The organism is Actinomyces oris (assembly GCF_001929375.1).
Taxonomy (GTDB): domain Bacteria; phylum Actinomycetota; class Actinomycetes; order Actinomycetales; family Actinomycetaceae; genus Actinomyces; species Actinomyces oris_B.
This window is the reverse complement of the sequence record NZ_MSGO01000005.1, coordinates 54,773-73,052: the sequence shown is the minus strand read 5'-3', so window position 1 is coordinate 73,052 and position 18,280 is coordinate 54,773. Positions and strand designations below refer to the sequence as shown.

General features: G+C 69.2%; 15 protein-coding genes. 11 read left to right on the top strand and 4 right to left on the bottom strand.

The window, feature by feature from the left end; all coding sequences use genetic code 11:
• Positions 1-18: 18 nt before the first annotated feature.
• The 3 genes from BKH32_RS00900 to BKH32_RS00890 form a co-directional block, all read right to left on the bottom strand.
• Entirely contained in the window at positions 19-1,575 is a 1,557-nt protein-coding gene (locus tag BKH32_RS00900) for a serine/threonine-protein kinase (protein ID WP_081376650.1), read from the bottom strand.
• 220 nt (positions 1,576-1,795) lie between these two features.
• Positions 1,796-2,119 (bottom strand): hypothetical protein, encoded by a 324-nt coding sequence (locus BKH32_RS00895; protein ID WP_009398060.1) that lies wholly within the window; start codon positions 2,117-2,119, stop codon positions 1,796-1,798.
• Positions 2,103-2,432 carry an ArsR/SmtB family transcription factor gene (locus tag BKH32_RS00890; RefSeq protein WP_075248200.1) on the bottom strand — a complete coding sequence of 110 codons (330 nt, stop codon included), beginning with the start codon at positions 2,430-2,432 and terminating at the stop codon, positions 2,103-2,105. The genes BKH32_RS00895 and BKH32_RS00890 overlap by 17 nt, the downstream gene beginning before the upstream one ends.
• A gap of 84 nt (positions 2,433-2,516) precedes the next feature.
• On the opposite strand from BKH32_RS00890, the gene BKH32_RS00885 reads away from it, so the two are divergent.
• Both BKH32_RS00885 and BKH32_RS00880 read left to right on the top strand, forming a co-directional pair.
• Positions 2,517-3,290, top strand: a complete 774-nt coding sequence (locus tag BKH32_RS00885) for a glycerophosphoryl diester phosphodiesterase (RefSeq protein WP_075248199.1) — start codon at positions 2,517-2,519, stop codon at positions 3,288-3,290.
• A 57-nt stretch (positions 3,291-3,347) separates the two neighbouring features.
• Positions 3,348-3,965 carry an L-threonylcarbamoyladenylate synthase gene (locus tag BKH32_RS00880; RefSeq protein WP_075248198.1) on the top strand — a complete coding sequence of 206 codons (618 nt, stop codon included), beginning with the start codon at positions 3,348-3,350 and terminating at the stop codon, positions 3,963-3,965.
• On the opposite strand, the gene BKH32_RS00875 is transcribed toward BKH32_RS00880, so the two are convergent.
• The gene (locus BKH32_RS00875) at positions 3,952-6,294 is read right to left on the bottom strand and encodes an MMPL family transporter (protein ID WP_075248197.1); all 2,343 of its coding nucleotides are present in this window, start codon (positions 6,292-6,294) and stop codon (positions 3,952-3,954) included. The two genes, BKH32_RS00880 and BKH32_RS00875, sit on opposite strands and share 14 nt — an antisense overlap.
• 178 nt (positions 6,295-6,472) lie before the next feature.
• Between BKH32_RS00875 and BKH32_RS00870 the strand changes: the two genes are divergently transcribed.
• From BKH32_RS00870 to BKH32_RS00830, 9 genes are all read left to right on the top strand, one after another.
• Entirely contained in the window at positions 6,473-7,912 is a 1,440-nt protein-coding gene (locus BKH32_RS00870; RefSeq protein WP_075248196.1) for a replication-associated recombination protein A, read from the top strand.
• Positions 7,913-8,130: 218 nt separating this feature from the next.
• Positions 8,131-8,754, top strand: coding sequence for a 30S ribosomal protein S4 (gene rpsD / locus BKH32_RS00865; RefSeq protein WP_009747225.1), 624 nt, complete (start codon positions 8,131-8,133; stop codon positions 8,752-8,754).
• Between the two features lie 237 nt (positions 8,755-8,991).
• A complete protein-coding gene (alaS, locus tag BKH32_RS00860) occupies positions 8,992-11,703 on the top strand; it encodes an alanine--tRNA ligase (RefSeq protein WP_075248195.1) in 2,712 nt (903 codons plus the stop codon).
• Between the two features lie 39 nt (positions 11,704-11,742).
• Complete coding sequence (gene ruvX, locus BKH32_RS00855; RefSeq protein WP_075248194.1) at positions 11,743-12,258, top strand: Holliday junction resolvase RuvX; 516 nt, start codon at positions 11,743-11,745, stop codon at positions 12,256-12,258.
• Positions 12,255-13,466: an endolytic transglycosylase MltG gene (gene mltG / locus BKH32_RS00850; RefSeq protein ID WP_075248193.1), complete on the top strand. Its 1,212-nt coding sequence runs from the start codon at positions 12,255-12,257 to the stop codon at positions 13,464-13,466. The genes ruvX and mltG overlap by 4 nt, the downstream gene beginning before the upstream one ends.
• A complete protein-coding gene (locus tag BKH32_RS00845) occupies positions 13,459-14,442 on the top strand; it encodes a shikimate dehydrogenase (RefSeq protein WP_075248192.1) in 984 nt (327 codons plus the stop codon). Before mltG ends, BKH32_RS00845 begins: the two co-directional genes overlap by 8 nt.
• Before the next feature lie 64 nt (positions 14,443-14,506).
• The gene (gene aroC / locus BKH32_RS00840) at positions 14,507-15,739 is read left to right on the top strand and encodes a chorismate synthase (protein WP_075248191.1); all 1,233 of its coding nucleotides are present in this window, start codon (positions 14,507-14,509) and stop codon (positions 15,737-15,739) included.
• Positions 15,740-15,815: 76 nt separating this feature from the next.
• On the top strand, positions 15,816-17,684 hold the full coding sequence (aroB, locus tag BKH32_RS00835) for a 3-dehydroquinate synthase (RefSeq protein WP_075248190.1): 1,869 nt from the start codon (positions 15,816-15,818) through the stop codon (positions 17,682-17,684).
• Positions 17,681-18,247, top strand: coding sequence for a shikimate kinase (locus BKH32_RS00830; RefSeq protein WP_075248189.1), 567 nt, complete (start codon positions 17,681-17,683; stop codon positions 18,245-18,247). The genes aroB and BKH32_RS00830 overlap by 4 nt, the downstream gene beginning before the upstream one ends.
• The last annotated feature ends 33 nt before the right edge of the window (positions 18,248-18,280 follow it).

Sequence of the window (18,280 nt, the reverse complement as noted above, 5' to 3'; positions counted from 1 at the left end):
CGTGAGACCATTGCAGACTTATAACCGGCCCAGGACGCAGGCGAAACCGCGACTGCCCGCGGCCCACTCCTCATCATTGGGACCGAGCGTGTTGATCGTGTAGCTGGTGGACAGGTCGAGTCCATAGCGCTCCGCGTAGACGCTGGTGCATGCGGCCTTGACCCGAGGGTCGTTCGTCATGGCCTCGGTGGCACTGGAAGCGGTCGTGGCCGGATCGAAGGTTCCGCCGGCGAAGACGATCCAGTCGGCCTGGGAGCAGTCGACCTGGCTGACGCTCGTGCCTCCCACGACCGAGGTCGTCCGGCTCAGGCAGGTTCCCAGAGGCCACGGCATGTCGTCGGAGTAGGGGATTCCCTGGGCGTTGACCTGCGCGGGAGTCGGGGCGGTTGTCGGAGACGGCGAGGTCTTCTGGGAGCCGGGGACGGTCGCCCGTACCGTGGCCGTGGGGCGGCTGCCGGCGCCCTGGTCCGCCTGGGCGCCGGCGTGCGAGACGGGAGAGGCTGAGGCCCGCTGGGCCGTCCGGTTCGCCGAGGACACCGAGTCGATGAGCCTCACGGCTCCCAGCGCGCCGGCGGAGATGGCAACGCCCGCTGTCACACCGAGTACCAGGAGCGTCAACGCCCTGCCCGAGCGCCGTGAGCCGGCCCCGGGCGCGGGGACCGGCGCAGGGAGGGGATGGGGAGTCCGCAGTGCCAAGTGAGGGGTGTTGAACGCACCGTTCGAGAGCTCTCCGACCCGAGCCAGAGCCCGGGCGAGCGCGTTGCCGTCGCGGTATCGCTGAGCGGGGTCAGGGTGCAGCGCCCGGTCGAGCAGCGGGCGTAACGCCTCGGGGATGCGCGTGTCGGAGGTGTCGATGGGCACCGACAGCCGGTTGATGATCTCCGGCAGGCTCTGGACCGCGCCGTCGGCGGTGCGCCGAGGCCCCCGACCGGTCAGGAGCGCGAAGAGAACGGCCCCCATCGACCACACGTCTCCACTGGGCGAGGGCTCGGCCAGGGTGAAGGCCTCCGGTGGAGCGAAGTCCGGCGTCATCGTCTCCAAGGTGACGGAGGACTCGATGCCCTCGCGCTGGATGGCGGCCAGGCCGAAGTCACTCAGCCGGGGGCTTCCGTAAGCGTCGATGAGGATGTTCCCGGGCTTGATATCGCGGTGGAGGACCCCGGCCTCGTGAGCAGCCCCCAACGCGGAGCACACGGCCGTGACGATGCTGACGGCCTGGGCGGCGCTGAGCTCGCCGCGCTCCAGGACCTGGGCCAAGGAGCCTCCGTCACAGCGTTCCATGACCAGGTAGGGGCGCCCGTCGGGAAGCACTCCGGAGTCGATCAGCGACACCGCGTTCGGGTGCCCGCTGATCCGGCTGGCGGCCGCCATCTCCCGCATGAAACGTCGGCGGTTGCGCTCGTCGTGCAACGGCCTGGAGTCGATCTTGACGGCCACCGGGCGCCCCAACGAGACCTGCTCCCCGGCGTAGACGGTGGCGAATCCTCCCTGACCCAGCGGCTGCCCCAGACGTACACCGGGCACAGGCGGTGCGACGTGCGCAAAAGCACCGGGAACAGGGAAGGGACTGCTCATGGGCACATGATCGTTGCGAGCGCGCATCGGCGCAAACCCGCCAAGCCCCGAACCTCATCCTCCAGAGGCCCGTCGCCGACTGACTGTGCCGGGTGCTGTCGGCTACAGCGACGCCAGAACCCGTGAGGGCCTCCTGCTGACGTACGTCATTCGGCAGGAGGCCCTCACGACGGCGCACCCCTGAACGCGGCGGGCGTCCAGGGGTGACTGACCCGGTCTGTCAGGCGGCGTGCGTGCAGGTCGGGCAGGAGCAGTCCTCGCAGGTGCACGAGGAGCAGGAGTCCGAGCAGTGCTCGCACGAGCAGGTGTTGTGGTTGCAGGTGGGGCAGGAGCAGTCCTCGCACTCGCACACGGCGCAGGGGTCCGAGCAGTGCTCGCACGAGCAGGTGTCGCACTCGTCGTAGTGACCGTTGTCCTCGTGGTGGGCGTGACCGTTGTGAATGTAGTCCACGTGGTCTCCGTGGATGACGGCGAGGTGCCCGCAGTCCGGGCCGTGGGTGTGGTGGTGGGCCTCAGCGGGGCGGTGCTCAGTGGTGGCAGTCATGATCGTGCTCCTTCGTGTGCTCGAGGGTGTCGATGAAGATGGATGCGACATGGTCGTCGATGAGGGAGTAGCTCTGGCGCTTTCCTTCGCGGACCGACTCGACCAGGTGGGCGTTGCGCAGGACCCGCAGGTGGTGGGAGACCAGAGGCTGGGACACTCCGAGGAACGTCACCAGCTCGGTGACGTCAGCCGGTGAGCTGATGAGGCGGTAGACGATGCTCGCCCTCATGGGGTGAGCCAGCGCCTTGAACAGCTGCACCACGGCCGAGTCCTCCCCGAGGGGGGACTCCGGTGGTGTGGCGACCTTTCGCATGCAAGGGATTTTATATCAAGTTGGATTGATGTCAAGGCGGCCTTCCGCGGAGCGTGATCGTGCGGCTCAGGTAGCATTCCGGCCATGTCATCGGCGATCTCAAGCAGTGGTGGGCGCGTGCGCGGCGACGAACGCATGATCTTCGGGCACCGAGGCCTGAGCTCACTGGCCCCGGAGAACACCATGGCCGCATTTCGCTGCGCGGTGGATCACCAGGTGGCGTGGGTGGAGGCCGACGTCGACGTCATCGGCGACGGAACGGTCATCATCTGCCACGACTCCACCCTCGACCGGACCACGAATCGCGCCGGTCGGTACGACGACCTGACGTTGGCCGACCTGGGCGGAATCGATGCCGGAGGCTGGTTCTCCCCTCGGTTCGAGGACGAGCCGCTGCCCACCCTGAGGGATCTCATCGACCTCATGAACGACACCGGCCTCAACGCCAACATCGAGATCAAGCCCAACGAGACCGGCAAGGAGGCGAGCCTGCGCCTCGTCGACGGCGTCATCGCACAGCTTGAGCGCCTGCGCCCGGACGTTGAGGTCATCGTCTCCTCCTTCAGCCACCTGCTGCTCCACCTGTTCAAGCAGCGTGCCCCGGAGGTTCCCGTGGGGTGCCTCTACGAGAGCCGGTCGCTGTCGGACGACTGGAGGAGCACCCTTGAGATCGTGGGCGCCGACTTCATCCATCCCGAGGACTCCGGCCTGACCCGGCAGCAGGTTCAGGCATTTCGAGCCGAGGGCTACGGCGTCAACGTCTGGACCGTCAACTCGCCGAGCCGGGCCAACGAGCTCTTCAACTGGGGGGTCACCGGCGTGTTCTCCGACGTCGCCCACCAGATCCCTCGCCGCTGACGTCTCCCTCCCCTCGGAACGCTATGTGAGAACCGTCACCCGAGGTAAGGTTGGGGCATGGCACGTTACATCGAGCTCCACCCCGTCAACCCGCAGGCGCGTCTGGTTGAGAAGGTCGTCGACACGCTGCGCGACGGCGGCCTGGTCGCCTACCCGACCGACTCCGGATACGCCCTGGCCTGCGCACCGGGCAACAAGGAGGGGCTGGACCGGATCCGCACCATCCGCCAGCTCGACGGCAAGCACAACTTCACCTTCGTGTGCGCCGACTTCGCTCAGGTCGGGCCGCTGGCCATCGTGGGCAACAACGCCTTCCGGCTCATCAAGCGACTCACCCCGGGACCGTGGACCTTCATCCTCAAGGGCACCAAGGACGTGCCCCGGATGACGCTCAACCCCAAGAAGCACACGCTGGGCGTACGCATCCCCGACCACACCATCACCCAGTCCCTCGTCGCCGAGTTCGGCGCCCCCATCCTGTCCTCCACCTTCATCCGCCCCGGCCAGGAGGAGCCCGAGACCAACGGCTGGGAGATCCAGGAGTCCTTGGGGCACCTCATCGACGTCGTGATCGAGGGTCCGGTCGGGCAGGGGGAGCCCACCAGCGTCATCGACCTGACCGACGACGTCCCCGAGGTGGTGCGTCAGGGCGCAGGAGACATCAGTCTGCTGTAACCGATCCGGGTACCGTCGTTCTCGCAGTACTTGCCGGGTCCGCATCGGCGTCGGACCCGGCAAGCAGTCGTTGCAGCCAACAGGGCGACCACCAGTTCCACTCGCCCAGAAGTGTCATCGTGGCCGGGACCAGCAACATGCGTACGATCGAGGCGTCCAGCGCCACGATCACCGCAAGGGCAAGGCCGATCTCCTTGACGGCGATGAGCTTGCCGGACACGAATCCCAGGAAGACCGCGACCATGATGAGGGCCGCGAAGGTCACCACGCGTCCCGAGCGCTGCAGCCCCAGCTCCACCGAGGTGTCATTGTCGCGCCCCGTCCGCCGGTACTCGGTGATGCGCGCCAGGAGGAAGACCTCGTAGTCCATGGCCAGGCCAAAACCGACCGTTGCTGCGGTCACCACCACTGCGGTCTCCAGTCCTCCGAGGGGAGTGAACCCCAGCAGACCGGAGCCGTGCCCGTTCTGGAAGACCCATACGAGGACTCCCATCGAGGCCGCCAGGGACAGGGCGTTGACGATCAGGGCCTTGACCGGGATGAGCAGCGAGCCGGTCATGAGGAACAGGAGGACGAAGGTGGCCACGAGTATGGCTCCCAGTGTCAGCGGCAGGCCATGGTCGACTGTCTCCCGGAAGTCAATCTGGTCGGCGGCCTGACCGGTCACCCACATGTCCGCCGGTGCCTTCAGGGCTCGGATCGCGCTCACAGCACGTTCTGCGGCAGTGGATGCCTCGTCGCCTGTGAGATCGAGGTGGACGACCGTGAAGCCCTCGGCCGAGGACTGGCCGAGCACCGCCTCGACCCCGGGCAGAGACGCCACCTCATCATTGATGAACGCCGAGATCCTCTCCCCGGTTCCCCGGATGATGACGGTTGCGTCCTGGCCGGCCACGGCGGGGTAGTCCTCACTCAGGGTCTGGGCGTACACGCGTTGTGAGGAGTCTGCCGGTAGCTGCTCAACCGTTGAGCTGATCGTGTGCAGGCGGAGAACCGGAAGCGCCAGCACCGTCAGGACAGCCAGACAGGCTGTCAGAATGGTCCAGGGGCGGGCGTGCACCCAGCGGGCCAGGGCGGCGAAGACGCCGCGCTCGCGGCTGACGTCCCCGATCCGGTGCAGGAGACCACCAAGGAGGGGAACGCGTTCCAGCACAGACGGCCGGGCCACGCGCTGCCCCAGCAGGACCAGGACGGCGGGTATCAGGGTGACAGCCGCCGCAACCGCGATGAGCACGACGACAGCACCGGCCAGGCCGATCGATCTCAGGATCCCACCGCCCATGAGCGAGAGCCCGAACAGGCTGATCGCAATGGTCACGGCCGAGAAGACGACCGTGCGTCCGGCGGTGAGGATTGTTGTGGTCATGCAGGAGACGACAAGAGGGTCGCGCCGACGTGCCGGAGGTCGGCCGTCAGCGGCGTCCGGCAGGTTCCCGGCGTCGTAGGCCCGGGCCAGCTCCTCGCGATAACGCGACGTCATCAGCAGGGCGTAGTCGATCGATAGTCCCAGTCCCAGAACGCTGGCGATATTGACGACGAAGGACTGCAGGGGTGTGCCCAGACTCAGGAGATAGAGGGCGCCCAGGGTGCAGGCAACTGACGCCAGGGCGCCGACGAGGGGCATGCTGGCAGCCAGAAGGCCACCGAAGACGAGGACCATGATCATCAGGGCCACCGGCATGGCGATCATCTCGCCGGTCACCAGATCCTTGCGGGTCTGGTTGGTGATGGAGTCGGTGACCAGCTGCTTGTGAGAGACGATCCCGGTGGCCGAGGGCTCGACGTCGTGCAGCTCGCCGGGAACCCGCATCAGACGAGTCTCGACGGCGTCAACGGCGTCGTCGAGTCGGCGGCTGTGCTCCGTGTCCGTGGCAGGAACGACAGCGGCAGCCTTGGGGTTGACGGTCACCACGATGAGAAAGCTGTCGAGGTTCTTCGAGACCAGCGCCTGCGCAGCGGGGGTGGCGAGCGCTCCCGGGCTCAGGAAGGGGTCCACCACCTTCTCGACACCACTCATGGCGGCCAGCTCCTCGTGGACCTTCGCCAGCGCCGGGACGATCCGCTCCCGGTGCTCCGTCCCTTTGAGATCAACCCCGCGAACCAGCAGGGTTACCGGCACGCTGTCGCCGGCCAGAGAGTCGAGAACCTGTTGCCCGGTGGCGCTCTCTGTCCCCGGGATCGAGGCCGAGCCGGCCTCCAGCCGTGAGAACAGTCCTCCGCCTCCCCAACCGGTCAGGGCGGTGATCGCCAGGGCGGTGGACAGGACCACCCAGGTGATGACGACGAACCAGGCGTCCTTGACAACGCGACGCGCAAGCCAGGCGAGCATAGACGATTGTATGCACTTCCCAGCCGGTTCTCCGGTGTCACCAAGGGCTGTGCCCCGTATCCTTCGAGCAACGGTGCAGGACTGCTCAAAGGCTGGACGGAGACCTGTCGGAGGCCGGCTCTGCCGCCGAGGCGCGGGTGAAGGCGGAATCGTGCGCAGGGGAGGATAGGGTCGCCCCATGGACCTGTTCGAGTCGGCCGGTACGGATGACGCCGGGATCCCTGTGGACTCCCACGCACCGCTGGCCGTGCGGATGCGTCCGCGCACGCTTGACGAGCTTCAGGGGCAGGCGCACCTGCTCGCCCCCGGATCGCCCTTACGACGACTCGTCGAGCCGGCCGAGGCGGACAGGCGCTCCCCTGCGGGCGAGCAGGACGGCGCCGCGCGGCCCTCCGGATCCTCCCTGTCCTCGGTCATCCTGTGGGGACCGCCCGGAACCGGCAAGACGACGCTGGCCTACCTGGTGGCACGGGGCAGCGGGCGCAGATTCGTGGAGCTGTCGGCGGTCACGGCCGGCGTCAAGGACGTGCGCGCCGTCGTTACCGATGCCAGGCGCCGTCTGGCGGCGGGGGAGGAGACGGTACTGTTCATCGACGAGGTGCACCGCTTCTCCCGCTCACAGCAGGACGCCCTGCTGCCCAGCGTGGAGAACCGGTGGGTGACACTCATCGCGGCCACCACGGAGAACCCGTCCTTCAGCGTCGTCTCACCGCTGCTGTCCCGCTCCCTGCTCCTGACGCTCCAGCCTCTGGGGGCCGACGACATCGGGCGCCTGGTCGATCGCGCCGTGAGCGATGAGCGGGGCCTGGCCGGCACCGTGGACATCAGCGAGGAGGCGCGCGGTCAGATCGTGCGCATGGCCGGTTCCGACGCCCGCAAGGCGCTCACGGTGCTGGAGGCCGCCGCCGGCACGGTCCTGGCGCAGACGCCTGCTTCCGGCACGTCGCCCCTCATCGAGGTCGCCGACGTCGAGCGGGCAGCTGACGTGGCGGCAGTGCGTTACGACCGCGCCGGAGACCAGCACTACGACGTCATCAGCGCCTTCATCAAGTCGATGCGCGGCTCGGACCCCGACGCCACGATGCACTATCTGGCGCGCATGATCGCAGCCGGGGAGGACCCCCGTTACATCGCCCGCCGCATCGTCATCCACGCCGCCGAGGACGTCGGGCTCGCCGACCCCACGGTGCTGTCCACTGCCGTGGCCGCCCAGCAGGCGGTCGCCATGATCGGGATGCCGGAGTCCGGCCTCATCCTGGCCGAGGCCGCGCTCGCCGTGGCCACCGCCCCCAAGTCCAACGCGGTCACCGTGGCGCTCAACGAGTCACTGGCCGATGTGAGAGCCGGCAAGGCCGCGGCCGTGCCCGCTCACCTGCGCGACGCCCACTACGCCGGGGCCGAGGGACTCGGGCACGGCAAGGGCTACCGCTACCCCCATGACTTCCCCCACGCCGTCGTCGGCCAGCAGTACCTGCCCGACGGGCTCGAGGGTGCTCGGTACTACCGGCCCACCGGCAACGGCTTCGAGAAGCAGCTGGCCTCCCGCCTCGAGGCGGTCCGGCGCATCCTCGACGAGCGGTGGTGCACACCGCGAACGCCTGACTCGAGCAGCGGTTGAGGACCGTCTCACACCGAGCGGTTCCGACGTAGGTTTTCGCCGGTGAGCACGCTAGAGTTCTCGAGTTGTCCACGTCGTGGACGGCTGGAGGCTCCTGCAGGTGTCACCGGCCGACGTCGATGCGGACCTCCTGGGGTCCCGGCCCGAACCGAGGCTTGACCCCGCGCCGTCGGCACCAGCCACGGCGTGCGACCACCGATCCGACAGGAATGACACATATGAGCTCTTCACGCTCCCGCCGTCAGGTGCGCCTCTCCCGCGCCCTGGGCATCCCGCTGACCCCCAAGGCCGTGCGCTACTTCGAGCGCCGCCCCTACGGCCCCGGTGAGCACGGCCGCGCCCGCCGCCGCACTGAGTCCGACTACGCCGTCCGTCTCAAGGAGAAGCAGCGTCTGCGCGCCCAGTACGGCATCCGCGAGGCCCAGCTCCAGCGTGTCTTCGAGGAGGCCCGTCGCGGTCAGGGCCTGACTGGTGAGTCCCTCGTCGAGCTGCTCGAGATGCGCCTGGACGCTCTCGTTCTGCGCTCCGGGATCGCCCGCACCATCGCCCAGGCCCGCCAGGACGTGGTCCACCGCCACATCCTCGTCGACGGCAAGGTCGTGGACCGCCCCTCCTACCGAGTCAAGCCCGGCCAGACCATCCAGGTCCGTCCCCGCTCCCAGGTGATGGTGCCCTTCCAGGTCGCCGCCGCCGGCGCGCACCGCGACGTGCTGCCCCCCGTCCCGGAGTACCTCAACGTGGACCTCGAGAAGCTCTCGGCCACGCTGGTGCGCCGCCCCAAGCGCGACGAGGTCCCCGTGACCTGTGACGTCCAGATGGTCGTCGAGTACTACTCGCGCTGACCCTCACGCTCACCTGACGCCGGGGCGCCCCGGACCCTTGAGAGGTTCGGGGCGCCCCGGCGTGGGAGTACGCTCACCATGGAGCAACCCGATCGGCTCCGAGTCCACAGGCGACTGGTTCGACCGTCTCCGCCGTGCACCGGTCCGGCCGGTCGGCCACACCACACCATCCACCCGCCCAGCACCAGGCCCGAGAGCCGCAGTGCCCGGCCACACCTCGAACAGGATGAGGACCCCATGCGCACATCCGAGATCCGCAGCCGCTGGCTGGACTACTTCGCCGCGAACGAGCACGAGATCCGGCCCTCGGTCTCCCTGGTGTCTCCCGAGCCCTCCATCCTGTTCACCGTGGCGGGCATGGTTCCCTTCATCCCCTACATCCTGGGTACCGAGGAGGCCCCCTGGCCCCGGGCCGCCTCGGTGCAGAAGTGCATCCGCACCAATGACATCGACAATGTCGGTATCACGACGCGCCACGGCACCTTCTTCCAGATGAACGGCAACTTCTCCTTCGGCGACTACTTCAAGGAGGGGGCCATCTCCTACGCCTGGGGCCTGCTGACAGGCAGCCGTGAGGAGGGCGGCTACGGTCTGGACGGGGACCGGCTGTGGATGACGATCTGGGAGGAGGACCAGGTCTCCCTCGACTACTGGACCCGGGAGATCGGGGTTCCCGCCGAGCGGATCCAGCTGCTTCCCTTCAAGGACATCTCCTGGTCCACGGGCCAGCCCGGCCCGGCCGGCTCCTGCTGCGAGATCCACTACGACCGCGGCCCCGCCTACGGGCCCGACGGCGGTCCCGCCGTCGACACCCAGGGCGACCGCTTCCTGGAGATCTGGAACCTCGTCTTCGACGAGTTCCTGCGCGGAGAGGGCAAGGGGCACGACTTCGAGCTCCTGGGCAAGCTCGATCAGACGGCCATCGATACCGGTGCCGGTCTGGAGCGCCTGGCCTTCATCATGCAGGACAAGCCCAACATGTATGAGATCGACGAGGTCTTCCCCGTCATCAAGGCCGCCGAGGAGCTCTCCGGCAAGGTCTACGGCCGCGGCTCGGCCGGCCCCGAGGCGGGCGAGGCCTACCACGACGACGTGCGCATGCGGGTCGTGGCCGACCACGTGCGCTCGGCCCTCATGCTCATCTGCGACGGCGTGCGCCCCGGCAACGACGGGCGCGGCTACGTCCTGCGTCGACTCATCCGCCGGGCCGTGCGCTCCATGCGCCTGCTCGGCGTCGACGAGGCCGCCATGCCCACCCTGCTGACCGTCTCGAAGGACGCCATGAAGGCCTCCTACCCCGAGCTGGAGACCGGCTGGAGCACCATCTCCGAGGTGGCCTACGGCGAGGAGGACGCCTTCCGCCGCACCCTGGCCGCCGGCACCACGATCCTGGACACCGCGGTGGCCTCGGCCAAGAAGGAGGCGGGCCGCTCCGGGCGCCCGCTGGTGTCGGGCAAGAGCGCCTTCGAGCTGCACGACACCTACGGCTTCCCCATCGACCTCACCCTGGAGATGGCGGCCGAGCAGGGGGTCGACGTCGATGAGAGCGCGTTCCGCAGCCTCATGAATGAGCAGAAGGAGCGCGCTCGGGCCGACGCTCGCGCCAAGAAGACCGGCCACGCCGACATCCGCGTCTTCCGTGAGCTGGAGAAGGAGATGGGTGGCGGCTCGGCCTTCCTGGGCTACACCGAGTCCTCCGCCGAGGCCACCGTCGCCGGGATCCTCGTCGACGGCGTCCCGCAGAGCGTCGTCACCGCCCCGGCCGAGGTCGAGGTCGTCCTGGACCGCACCCCCTTCTACGCCGAGATGGGTGGCCAGCTCGCCGACCGGGGCACGATCCGGCTGGCCGACGGCGGCACCGTCGAGGTCGATGACGTCCAGGCCCCCGTCAAGGGGCTGCACGTCCACCGCGGCACCCTGACCGAGGGCACGATCGCGGTGGGGGAGAAGGCCTTCGCCCAGATCGACTCGGCGCGCCGCCTGGCGATCGCACGTGCCCACACCTCCACCCACATGGTGCACAAGGCGCTCCACGAGATCGTCTCCGACAACGCCACCCAGGCCGGCAGCGAGAACTCCCCCTCCCGCATGCGTTTCGACTTCCGCCACGGCTCCGCTCTGGCCTCGGACCAGATCTCCGGCATTGAGGAGCGGGTCAACGCCAGGTTGTCGGAGGACCTGGTCGTCACCGATGAGGTCATGGACATCGACGCCGCCCGCGCTGCCGGCGCCATGGCCCTGTTCGGGGAGAAGTACGGCAAGGAGGTGCGCGTCGTCTCCATCGGGGGTGACTGGTCCAAGGAGCTGTGCGCCGGCACCCACGTCCCCAGCACCGGGCACATCGGCCGCATCGCGGTGCTGGGCGAGTCCTCGATCGGTTCGGGGGTGCGCCGCATCGACGCCCTCGTCGGTGAGGGCGCCTACGGCTACCAGGCCAAGGAGCACGCGCTGGTCTCCCAGCTCTCCACCATGGTCGGGGGCCGTCCCGAGGATCTGCCCGAGCGGGTCGAGAGCCTCATGACGCGCCTGAAGGACGCCGAGAAGCGCCTTGCCGCGGCCGAGCAGGCGGCGCTGTCCGCACGCACCGCAGGCATCGTCTCCGACGCCGTCCGGCTGGGCGGGATCCGTCTCGCCTCAGCCGATCTGGGGACCGTCGGCTCCGCCGACGCCGTACGCTCGCTGGCCCTCGACGCCCGCAGCCGGCTCGGTGAGGCAGAGCCCGCCGTCGTCGCCGTCGGCGCGGTGCTGGGCTCGCGTCCGGTGGTGGTGGTGGCCACCAATGCCGGTGCCCGTGACAAGGGCATCCGGGCAGGTGTCCTGGTTCGCACCGCCGCTCAGGTGCTGGGCGGCGGCGGCGGTGGCAAGGACGACCTGGCCCAGGGCGGTGGTCAGAACCCTCAGGCTCTGGATGAGGCGCTGCGCGCCGTCGCCGAGCAGATCCAGGCCTGATCCGGTAAGCCGGCTCGCCCGCACTGCATAGCAGATCACGTGACAGACTCATCGGCTCGACCCGCCTCGACGGAATTCCGTCCCGGCGTACGCATCGCCTTCGACGTCGGTAAGGCACGTATCGGTGTCGCTCGTTGCGATCAGGACGCGATCCTGTCGTTCCCTGTGGCAACTCTCAGGCGGGACCGCTATGGTGCAGACCTCGACGAGGCCGTTGACCTCGTCGAGGAGTACGGTGCCTTCGAGGTGATCGTCGGTCTGCCCAGGCACATGGGCGGCGGCAGCTCGAGCTCGACCAGGGACGCTCGTGCGTGGGCGCGAGACCTGGCGAGCCGTCTGCCGCAGCAGGTGCGCGTCCGGCTGGTCGACGAGCGACTCACCACCGTCACTGCTCACCGGGATCTGCACGCGGCCGGCCTGAAGGAGAGGAGCTTTCGCGGTATCGTCGACCAAGCGGCAGCGGTCGTCATCCTTGAACAGGCCATCACAACTGAGCGGATGTCCGGGGTCCCGGCCGGTGAGCGAGTCCACCCGATCAAGAGAGGCAGAGCGTGAGCCACGACGATTTCTTCGCCGAGCTCGGCATTCAGCGCGATGAGGACGCTGGCGACGCCAAGGACAAGCCCAAGAGCCGCAGGCAGCGGCGCATGGAGAAGGTCCAGCGCCGGCAGCGCAAGCGGCGCCGGCACTGGCTGACAAGCCTTGTCATCGTCATCACTCTCGCGGCTGTCGGCGTCCTGGGCTACAAGGCCATCGGGATCATGCGTGACGCCTCCGCCCAGGCGACTCACGCCGAGGACTACAGGGGCGAGGGCGAGGGCGAGGTCACCGTGACAATCCCGGAGGGGGCCTCCGGAGCGGATATCGGTGACATCCTCCACAACAAAGGCGTCGTCGCCTCCGGCAAGGCCTTCACCAATGCGGCGAAGAACAACCCGAAGGGCAACACGATCCAGCCGGGCACCTACAAGCTCAAGAAGAAGATGTCAGCCAGCTCCGCGCTCCAGGCGCTGCTCGACCCTGAGAGCAAGGGAGATCACACGCTGACCATCCCCGCCGGCGTCTCCAAGCAGATCGTCAAGGACCGCCTCAAGAAGGTCGGCAACTTCACCGATGAGCAGATCGAGGCGGCCTACGCCGACTCCGCTGCTATCGGTCTGCCCGCCGAGGCCGGCGGCAACGTCGAGGGCTGGCTCGCCCCGGGCACCTACGACGTCACCGAGAACGCCACGCCGAAGGACCTGATCAAGAAGATGGTCTCCCAGACCGTCACCCAGCTCAAAGAGCTCAAGGTGCCCAAGGAGGACTACCAGAAGGTCCTGACCAAGGCCTCCATCGTTGAGCGAGAGGTCAACAGCGAGCGGTACTACGGGCAGGCGGCGCGGGTTATCGAGAACCGCCTGGCACAGACCGACGGGGAGACCCATGGGCTGCTCCAGATGGACTCGACAGTGCAGTACGGCCTGGGGCGTTACGGCGGCATCCCCTCCGAGGCGGAGACTCAGGACGCCAACAACCCGTACAACACCTACGTTCACAAAGGCCTCCCGCCAGGGCCGATCGGCAGTCCCGGTGAGGAAGCCATCAAGGCGGTGCTCAACCCGCCGGCCGGAAGCTGGCTCTACTTCGTCACGGTCAACCTCGAGACCGGTGAGACCCTGTTCGCCTCCACCAACGAGGAGCAGAAGGCCAACACCAAGAAGCTCAACGACTACTGCAAGAAGAACCAGGAGATCTGCAACGGCGAGAAGAAGAGTGGCTGAGTCGCCGGCGGCAGTGATCCGCCACCGCGCCGCCGTCATCGGCAGTCCGGTGAGCCACTCGCTGTCACCCGTGCTGCACCGGGCCGCCTACGCCGGGCTCGGACTGGACGACTGGTCCTACGAGCGGCTCGAGACTGCGCCTCCGCAGCTGCTCGGGCTGCTCGCCGATCTGGCCGCTCCGGCTCAGGGCGGGCCCGCCTGGGCCGGGCTGAGCGTCACCATGCCCCACAAGCAGACGCTCCTGGCGCACCTGGACGTCATCGACCCCCTCGCCGAGGCCGTCGGTGCCGTCAACACCGTGGTGGCACAGCGCAGTGGTGCGGGGGCCGCGCTCCTGGCCGGCTTCAACACCGATGTCGCAGGCATCGTCGGCGCACTGCGGGAGGCCTCCCGCAGACCGGTGCCAGGCTCCCAGGGTGACCATCTCCGGGTCGAGCAGGCGGTTGTGCTCGGCTCGGGCGCCACCGCCTGCTCCGCCCTCGCGGCGCTCGGAGAGCTCAAGGCCGGTCGGATCACTGTCGTGGCACGCCGGCACGCCGGCCCCGGTCGTGCACTCAGCGCCGCCCACCGCATGGGGCTGGATGTCGAGACCCTCACCTGGAAGCCGACCGACCCTGCGTCCAACATTGAGGCGGCCCAGCTCCTGGCGACAGCGGACGTCGTCATCTCCACCCTGCCCGCACATGCGGCCGACCCGCTGGTGGATCCGCTGAGGAGTGCCCTGGAGCAGGCCGGCGGCACTCGACCAGGAGCCGTCATGCTCGACGTCGTCTACGCCCCCTGGCCCACCGCCGTCGCCGGTGCTTGGGCGCACGCCGGAGGAGCCCTCGCCCCGGGCTGGCTCATGCTCCTGCACCAGGCGGTGCCCCAAGTTCAGCTCATGACCGGGCATCAGCCGGACATCGAGTGCATGCGTGCGGCACTGCGCTCGGCGCTGGCCCCGGCCTCGACGACCCCGCTCAGCACCGACGACTGATCCGCGCCGGCAACCCCGACGCGGGAGACCGAAGTCGGCATCGGCGTGTGAGAGTATCTGCCTCATGCTTCAATGGATGACGGCCGGGGAGTCCCACGGCGAGGCTCTGACCGCGGTGCTGGAGGGCATGCCCGCGGGCGTGCGGATCACCAGTGAGGACATCCGGGCCGCACTGGCCCGGCGTCGCCTGGGGCACGGGCGCGGTGCCCGCCAGGCCTTCGAGCGCGACGAGCTGCGGGTGCTGGGAGGCATCCGCCACGGGAGCACCATCGGCAGCCCCGTCGCCCTGCAGATCGGCAACTCCGAGTGGCCCAAGTGGTCCACGGTCATGAGCGCCGACCCCGTGGCCCCCGATGAGCTGCTCATCGACGCCGGGACCGGTGACGAGCGCGAGATCGCCCGCAACCGCCCGCTGACCCGCCCCAGGCCCGGGCACGCGGACCTGCCAGGGATGCTCAAGTACGACCTGCCCGAGGCCCGCCCGGTCCTGGAACGGGCCTCAGCCCGAGAGACCGCCGCCCGGGTGGCGCTGGGGGCCCTGGCCGAGGCCCTTCTGGCGCAGGTCGCCGGTATCAGGCTGGTCAGCCACGTCGTGAGGATCGGTTCAGTCGCCCTGCCCGACGACGTGCCCCCGCCGAGCGCTGAGGACACCGCGCGCCTGGACGCCGACCCCGTGCGCTGCACGGATCCCGCCACCAGTGCCGCCATGGTCGCCGAGATCGACGCCGCCAGGAAGGACGGCGACACGCTCGGGGGCGTCGTCGAGGTCATCGCCACTGGTGTCCCGGTGGGACTGGGCACCCATGTCAGCGCCGACCGCCGCCTCGACACGCGCCTGGCATCCGCACTCATGGGGATCCAGGCCGTCAAGGGCGTGGAGATCGGCGACGGCTTCGCCGAGGCGGCCCGGCGGGGCTCAGCGGCCCACGACGAGATCATCTCAGTGGTCTCCGGGACGCTCACCCGGGCCACCAACCGTGCCGGCGGCATCGAGGGCGGCATCTCCAACGGCTCCGATGTGCGGGTACGGGCCGCGTTCAAGCCGATCTCCACGGTACCCAGGGCCCTGCGCACCGTCGACCTGGTCACGGGCGAGGCCGCCACCGGGCTGCACCAGCGCTCCGACGTGTGCGCCGTCGTCCCCGGATCGGTGATCGCTCAGGCCATGACCGCCCTGGTCCTGGCCGATCTTCTACTGGACAAGACCGGAGGGGACTCGGCCGATGAGGCCCGACGAAACCTCCGTTCCTACCTGGCCCGCATCACCGAACGGACGCAGTGGCGAACCGAGCAGTGAATCTCGTGGCAAGTCGCTCTGCGCGGGCGATACTGGTACCACCCACAGCGATCTCAACGGAGAGGGAGTCACGATCATGACCTGGAAGCGTGTTCCGACCATCGCTCTGCGCGACGACCAGCTGCCTCTGGTACTGGTGGGGCTGCCCGGCGCGGGCAAGACCACTCAGGCCAGGCTCCTGGCTCAGGCCCTGGGAGTCCAGGTCACCGACACCGACGCCGAGATCCGCCGGCGTGCCCGCATGACGATTCCCGAGATCTTCGCCTCCGAGGGGGAGGAGTGCTTCCGCGACCGCGAGCACCGGGCCATGCGGGCAGTCCTGGACTCCCCGGCGGCCGCTCAGGGCGTCATCGCCCTGGGTGGGGGAGCGGTTCTGCGCCCCGAGAACCGAGACCTGCTGCGCGGTCACACCGTCATCTACCTGTCCGCCTCCCCGAGCACCGCCGCCAAGCACGTGGGTGACGGGACCGGGCGCCCTGTCATGGCCCCGGACGCGGACTCCGACCAGGCCCGTGCCGCTCAGCAGCGCTGCGAGGAGCAGGGCGAGCACGCGGGCGTCCTGGCGCGCATGGAGGCCCTCCACGCTCAGCGCTCACCGCTGTACTCCGAGGTCGCCACGCTCACCGTGCCCACCGATGGGCTCAGCCCCCAGCAGATTGCTGCGCTCATCCTGGTGGCCCTGGGCGTCCAGACGGCTCAGGCGGTCAGTGTCCTGGCGCCCATGGCCGAGGGGCAGGCGGACTCCGCCACCGCCTCGGACGGGGCCGGTGGCTCGCCCCGGCGCGTCCGTGTCCGCCTCACGGCAACCACGGAGGTTGGCAGCGGTGCACGACGGGTCAGCGTCGCCGGCGAGAGACCCTACGACGTGCTCATCGGTCACGGGATCCTGGCCGAGCTGCCCCGCATCGTGCAGGGCGCTCCAGGGGCGGGTGCGGGAGGCGTCGCCGTCATCCACGCCAAGGCACTGGCCGACCGCGCCGCCGCGGCCGAGGCGGCGCTGACCGCTGAGGGCCTGCGCGTCCTGCGCCTCGAGGTTCCCGACGGTGAGGCGGCCAAGAAGGCGCGCGTCCTGGAGTACCTGTGGGAGCGGCTCGGCTCCTTCCGTCTGGGCCGTGACGGGCTCGTCATCGGTCTCGGCGGTGGGGCGACGACGGACCTGGCCGGCTTCGCAGCCGCGACCTGGCTGCGCGGCGTTCCCGTGGTGCAGGTGCCCACCACGCTGCTGGCCATGGTGGATGCCGCCGTCGGCGGCAAGACGGGTATCGACACGCCCGCCGGCAAGAACCTGGTGGGTGCCTTCCACCCGCCGGCCGCTGTCATCGCCGACCTGGAGACGCTCTCCACGCTGCCGGCCGCCGAGCTGCGGGCCGGACTCGGCGAGGTCGTCAAGTGCGGTCTCATCGCCGATTCGGTCATCCTCGACCGGGTCCTGGCCGATCCCGCCGACTGCCTGACCTGGGACTCTCCAGTACTGGCCGACCTGGTTACCCGATCCGTCGCGGTCAAGGCCGCCGTCGTGGGGGAGGATCTCACTGAGGCCGGCCTGCGGGAGGTTCTTAACTACGGGCACACCTATGCCCACGCGATCGAGAAGGTCACCGGTTACTCCTGGCGTCACGGAGAGGCGGTGGCCGTCGGCTGCGTCTTCGCCGCCGAGATCGCCCACCGCAACGGCAATCTGAGCAGTGACGCACTCGCCCTGCACCGGCAGAGCCTCGAGGCGGTCGGCCTGCCGACCCGCTTCCCCGAGGGAGAGGGGCACTGGGAGGAGCTCAAGGAGGCCATGATGAACGACAAGAAGGTGCGCGGCGGCCGACTGCGACTCGTCCTGCTCGACGACATCGCCAGGCCCGTGCGGGGGCAGACGCCGGAGGAGAGTGTTCTCCGGTCGGCTCATGAGGCTGTCACCGATGGGCCCCGTCAGGCAGAAGGACACCGGGATTGAGCGGCGAGGCGCCGGGTGCCCTCATCCTCATCGGCCCGCCGGGTGCCGGCTGCTCCAGCGTGGCCCGTGCCATCGGGGATGCTCAGGGCCTGCCCGTGCTCGATCTGGGCCGGCTCGTTGCCGACGAGCTGGGCACCCGCCCCGACCTGGCGCTCGTCGCGGTGCCGGAGACCGAGTACCGCCGCGTCGAGGCCGACACCGCTGCCAGGCTCCTGGAGCGCACCGAGACCGGGAGCGCCGTCATCGCCCTGGGATCGGGCTGTCTGAGCGCCACAGGAGTACGCCAGGGCCTGGAGCGTCTCAGGGTCGCCAACCGCCAGACTCACCACGTCGTGGCCCTGACCTGCGCCACCCGGGCCCTGGCCACCCGTAACGGTCTTGACGCGCCCCGATCCGTTGCCCTGGGAACCATCCACCACCAGTTCGTCCAGATGCTGCACGAGCGTCAGGCCCAGTGCCGGGACCTGGCCGACGTCGTCATCGACACCACCTCAACGACCCCCGACGAGGCCGGCCAGAAGGTCATGAGCGCCGTCGCAGCCGAATTGTCCCGTCACTCGTGATCGGTGCGACACGCCCGTCACGGGGTGAGCGCG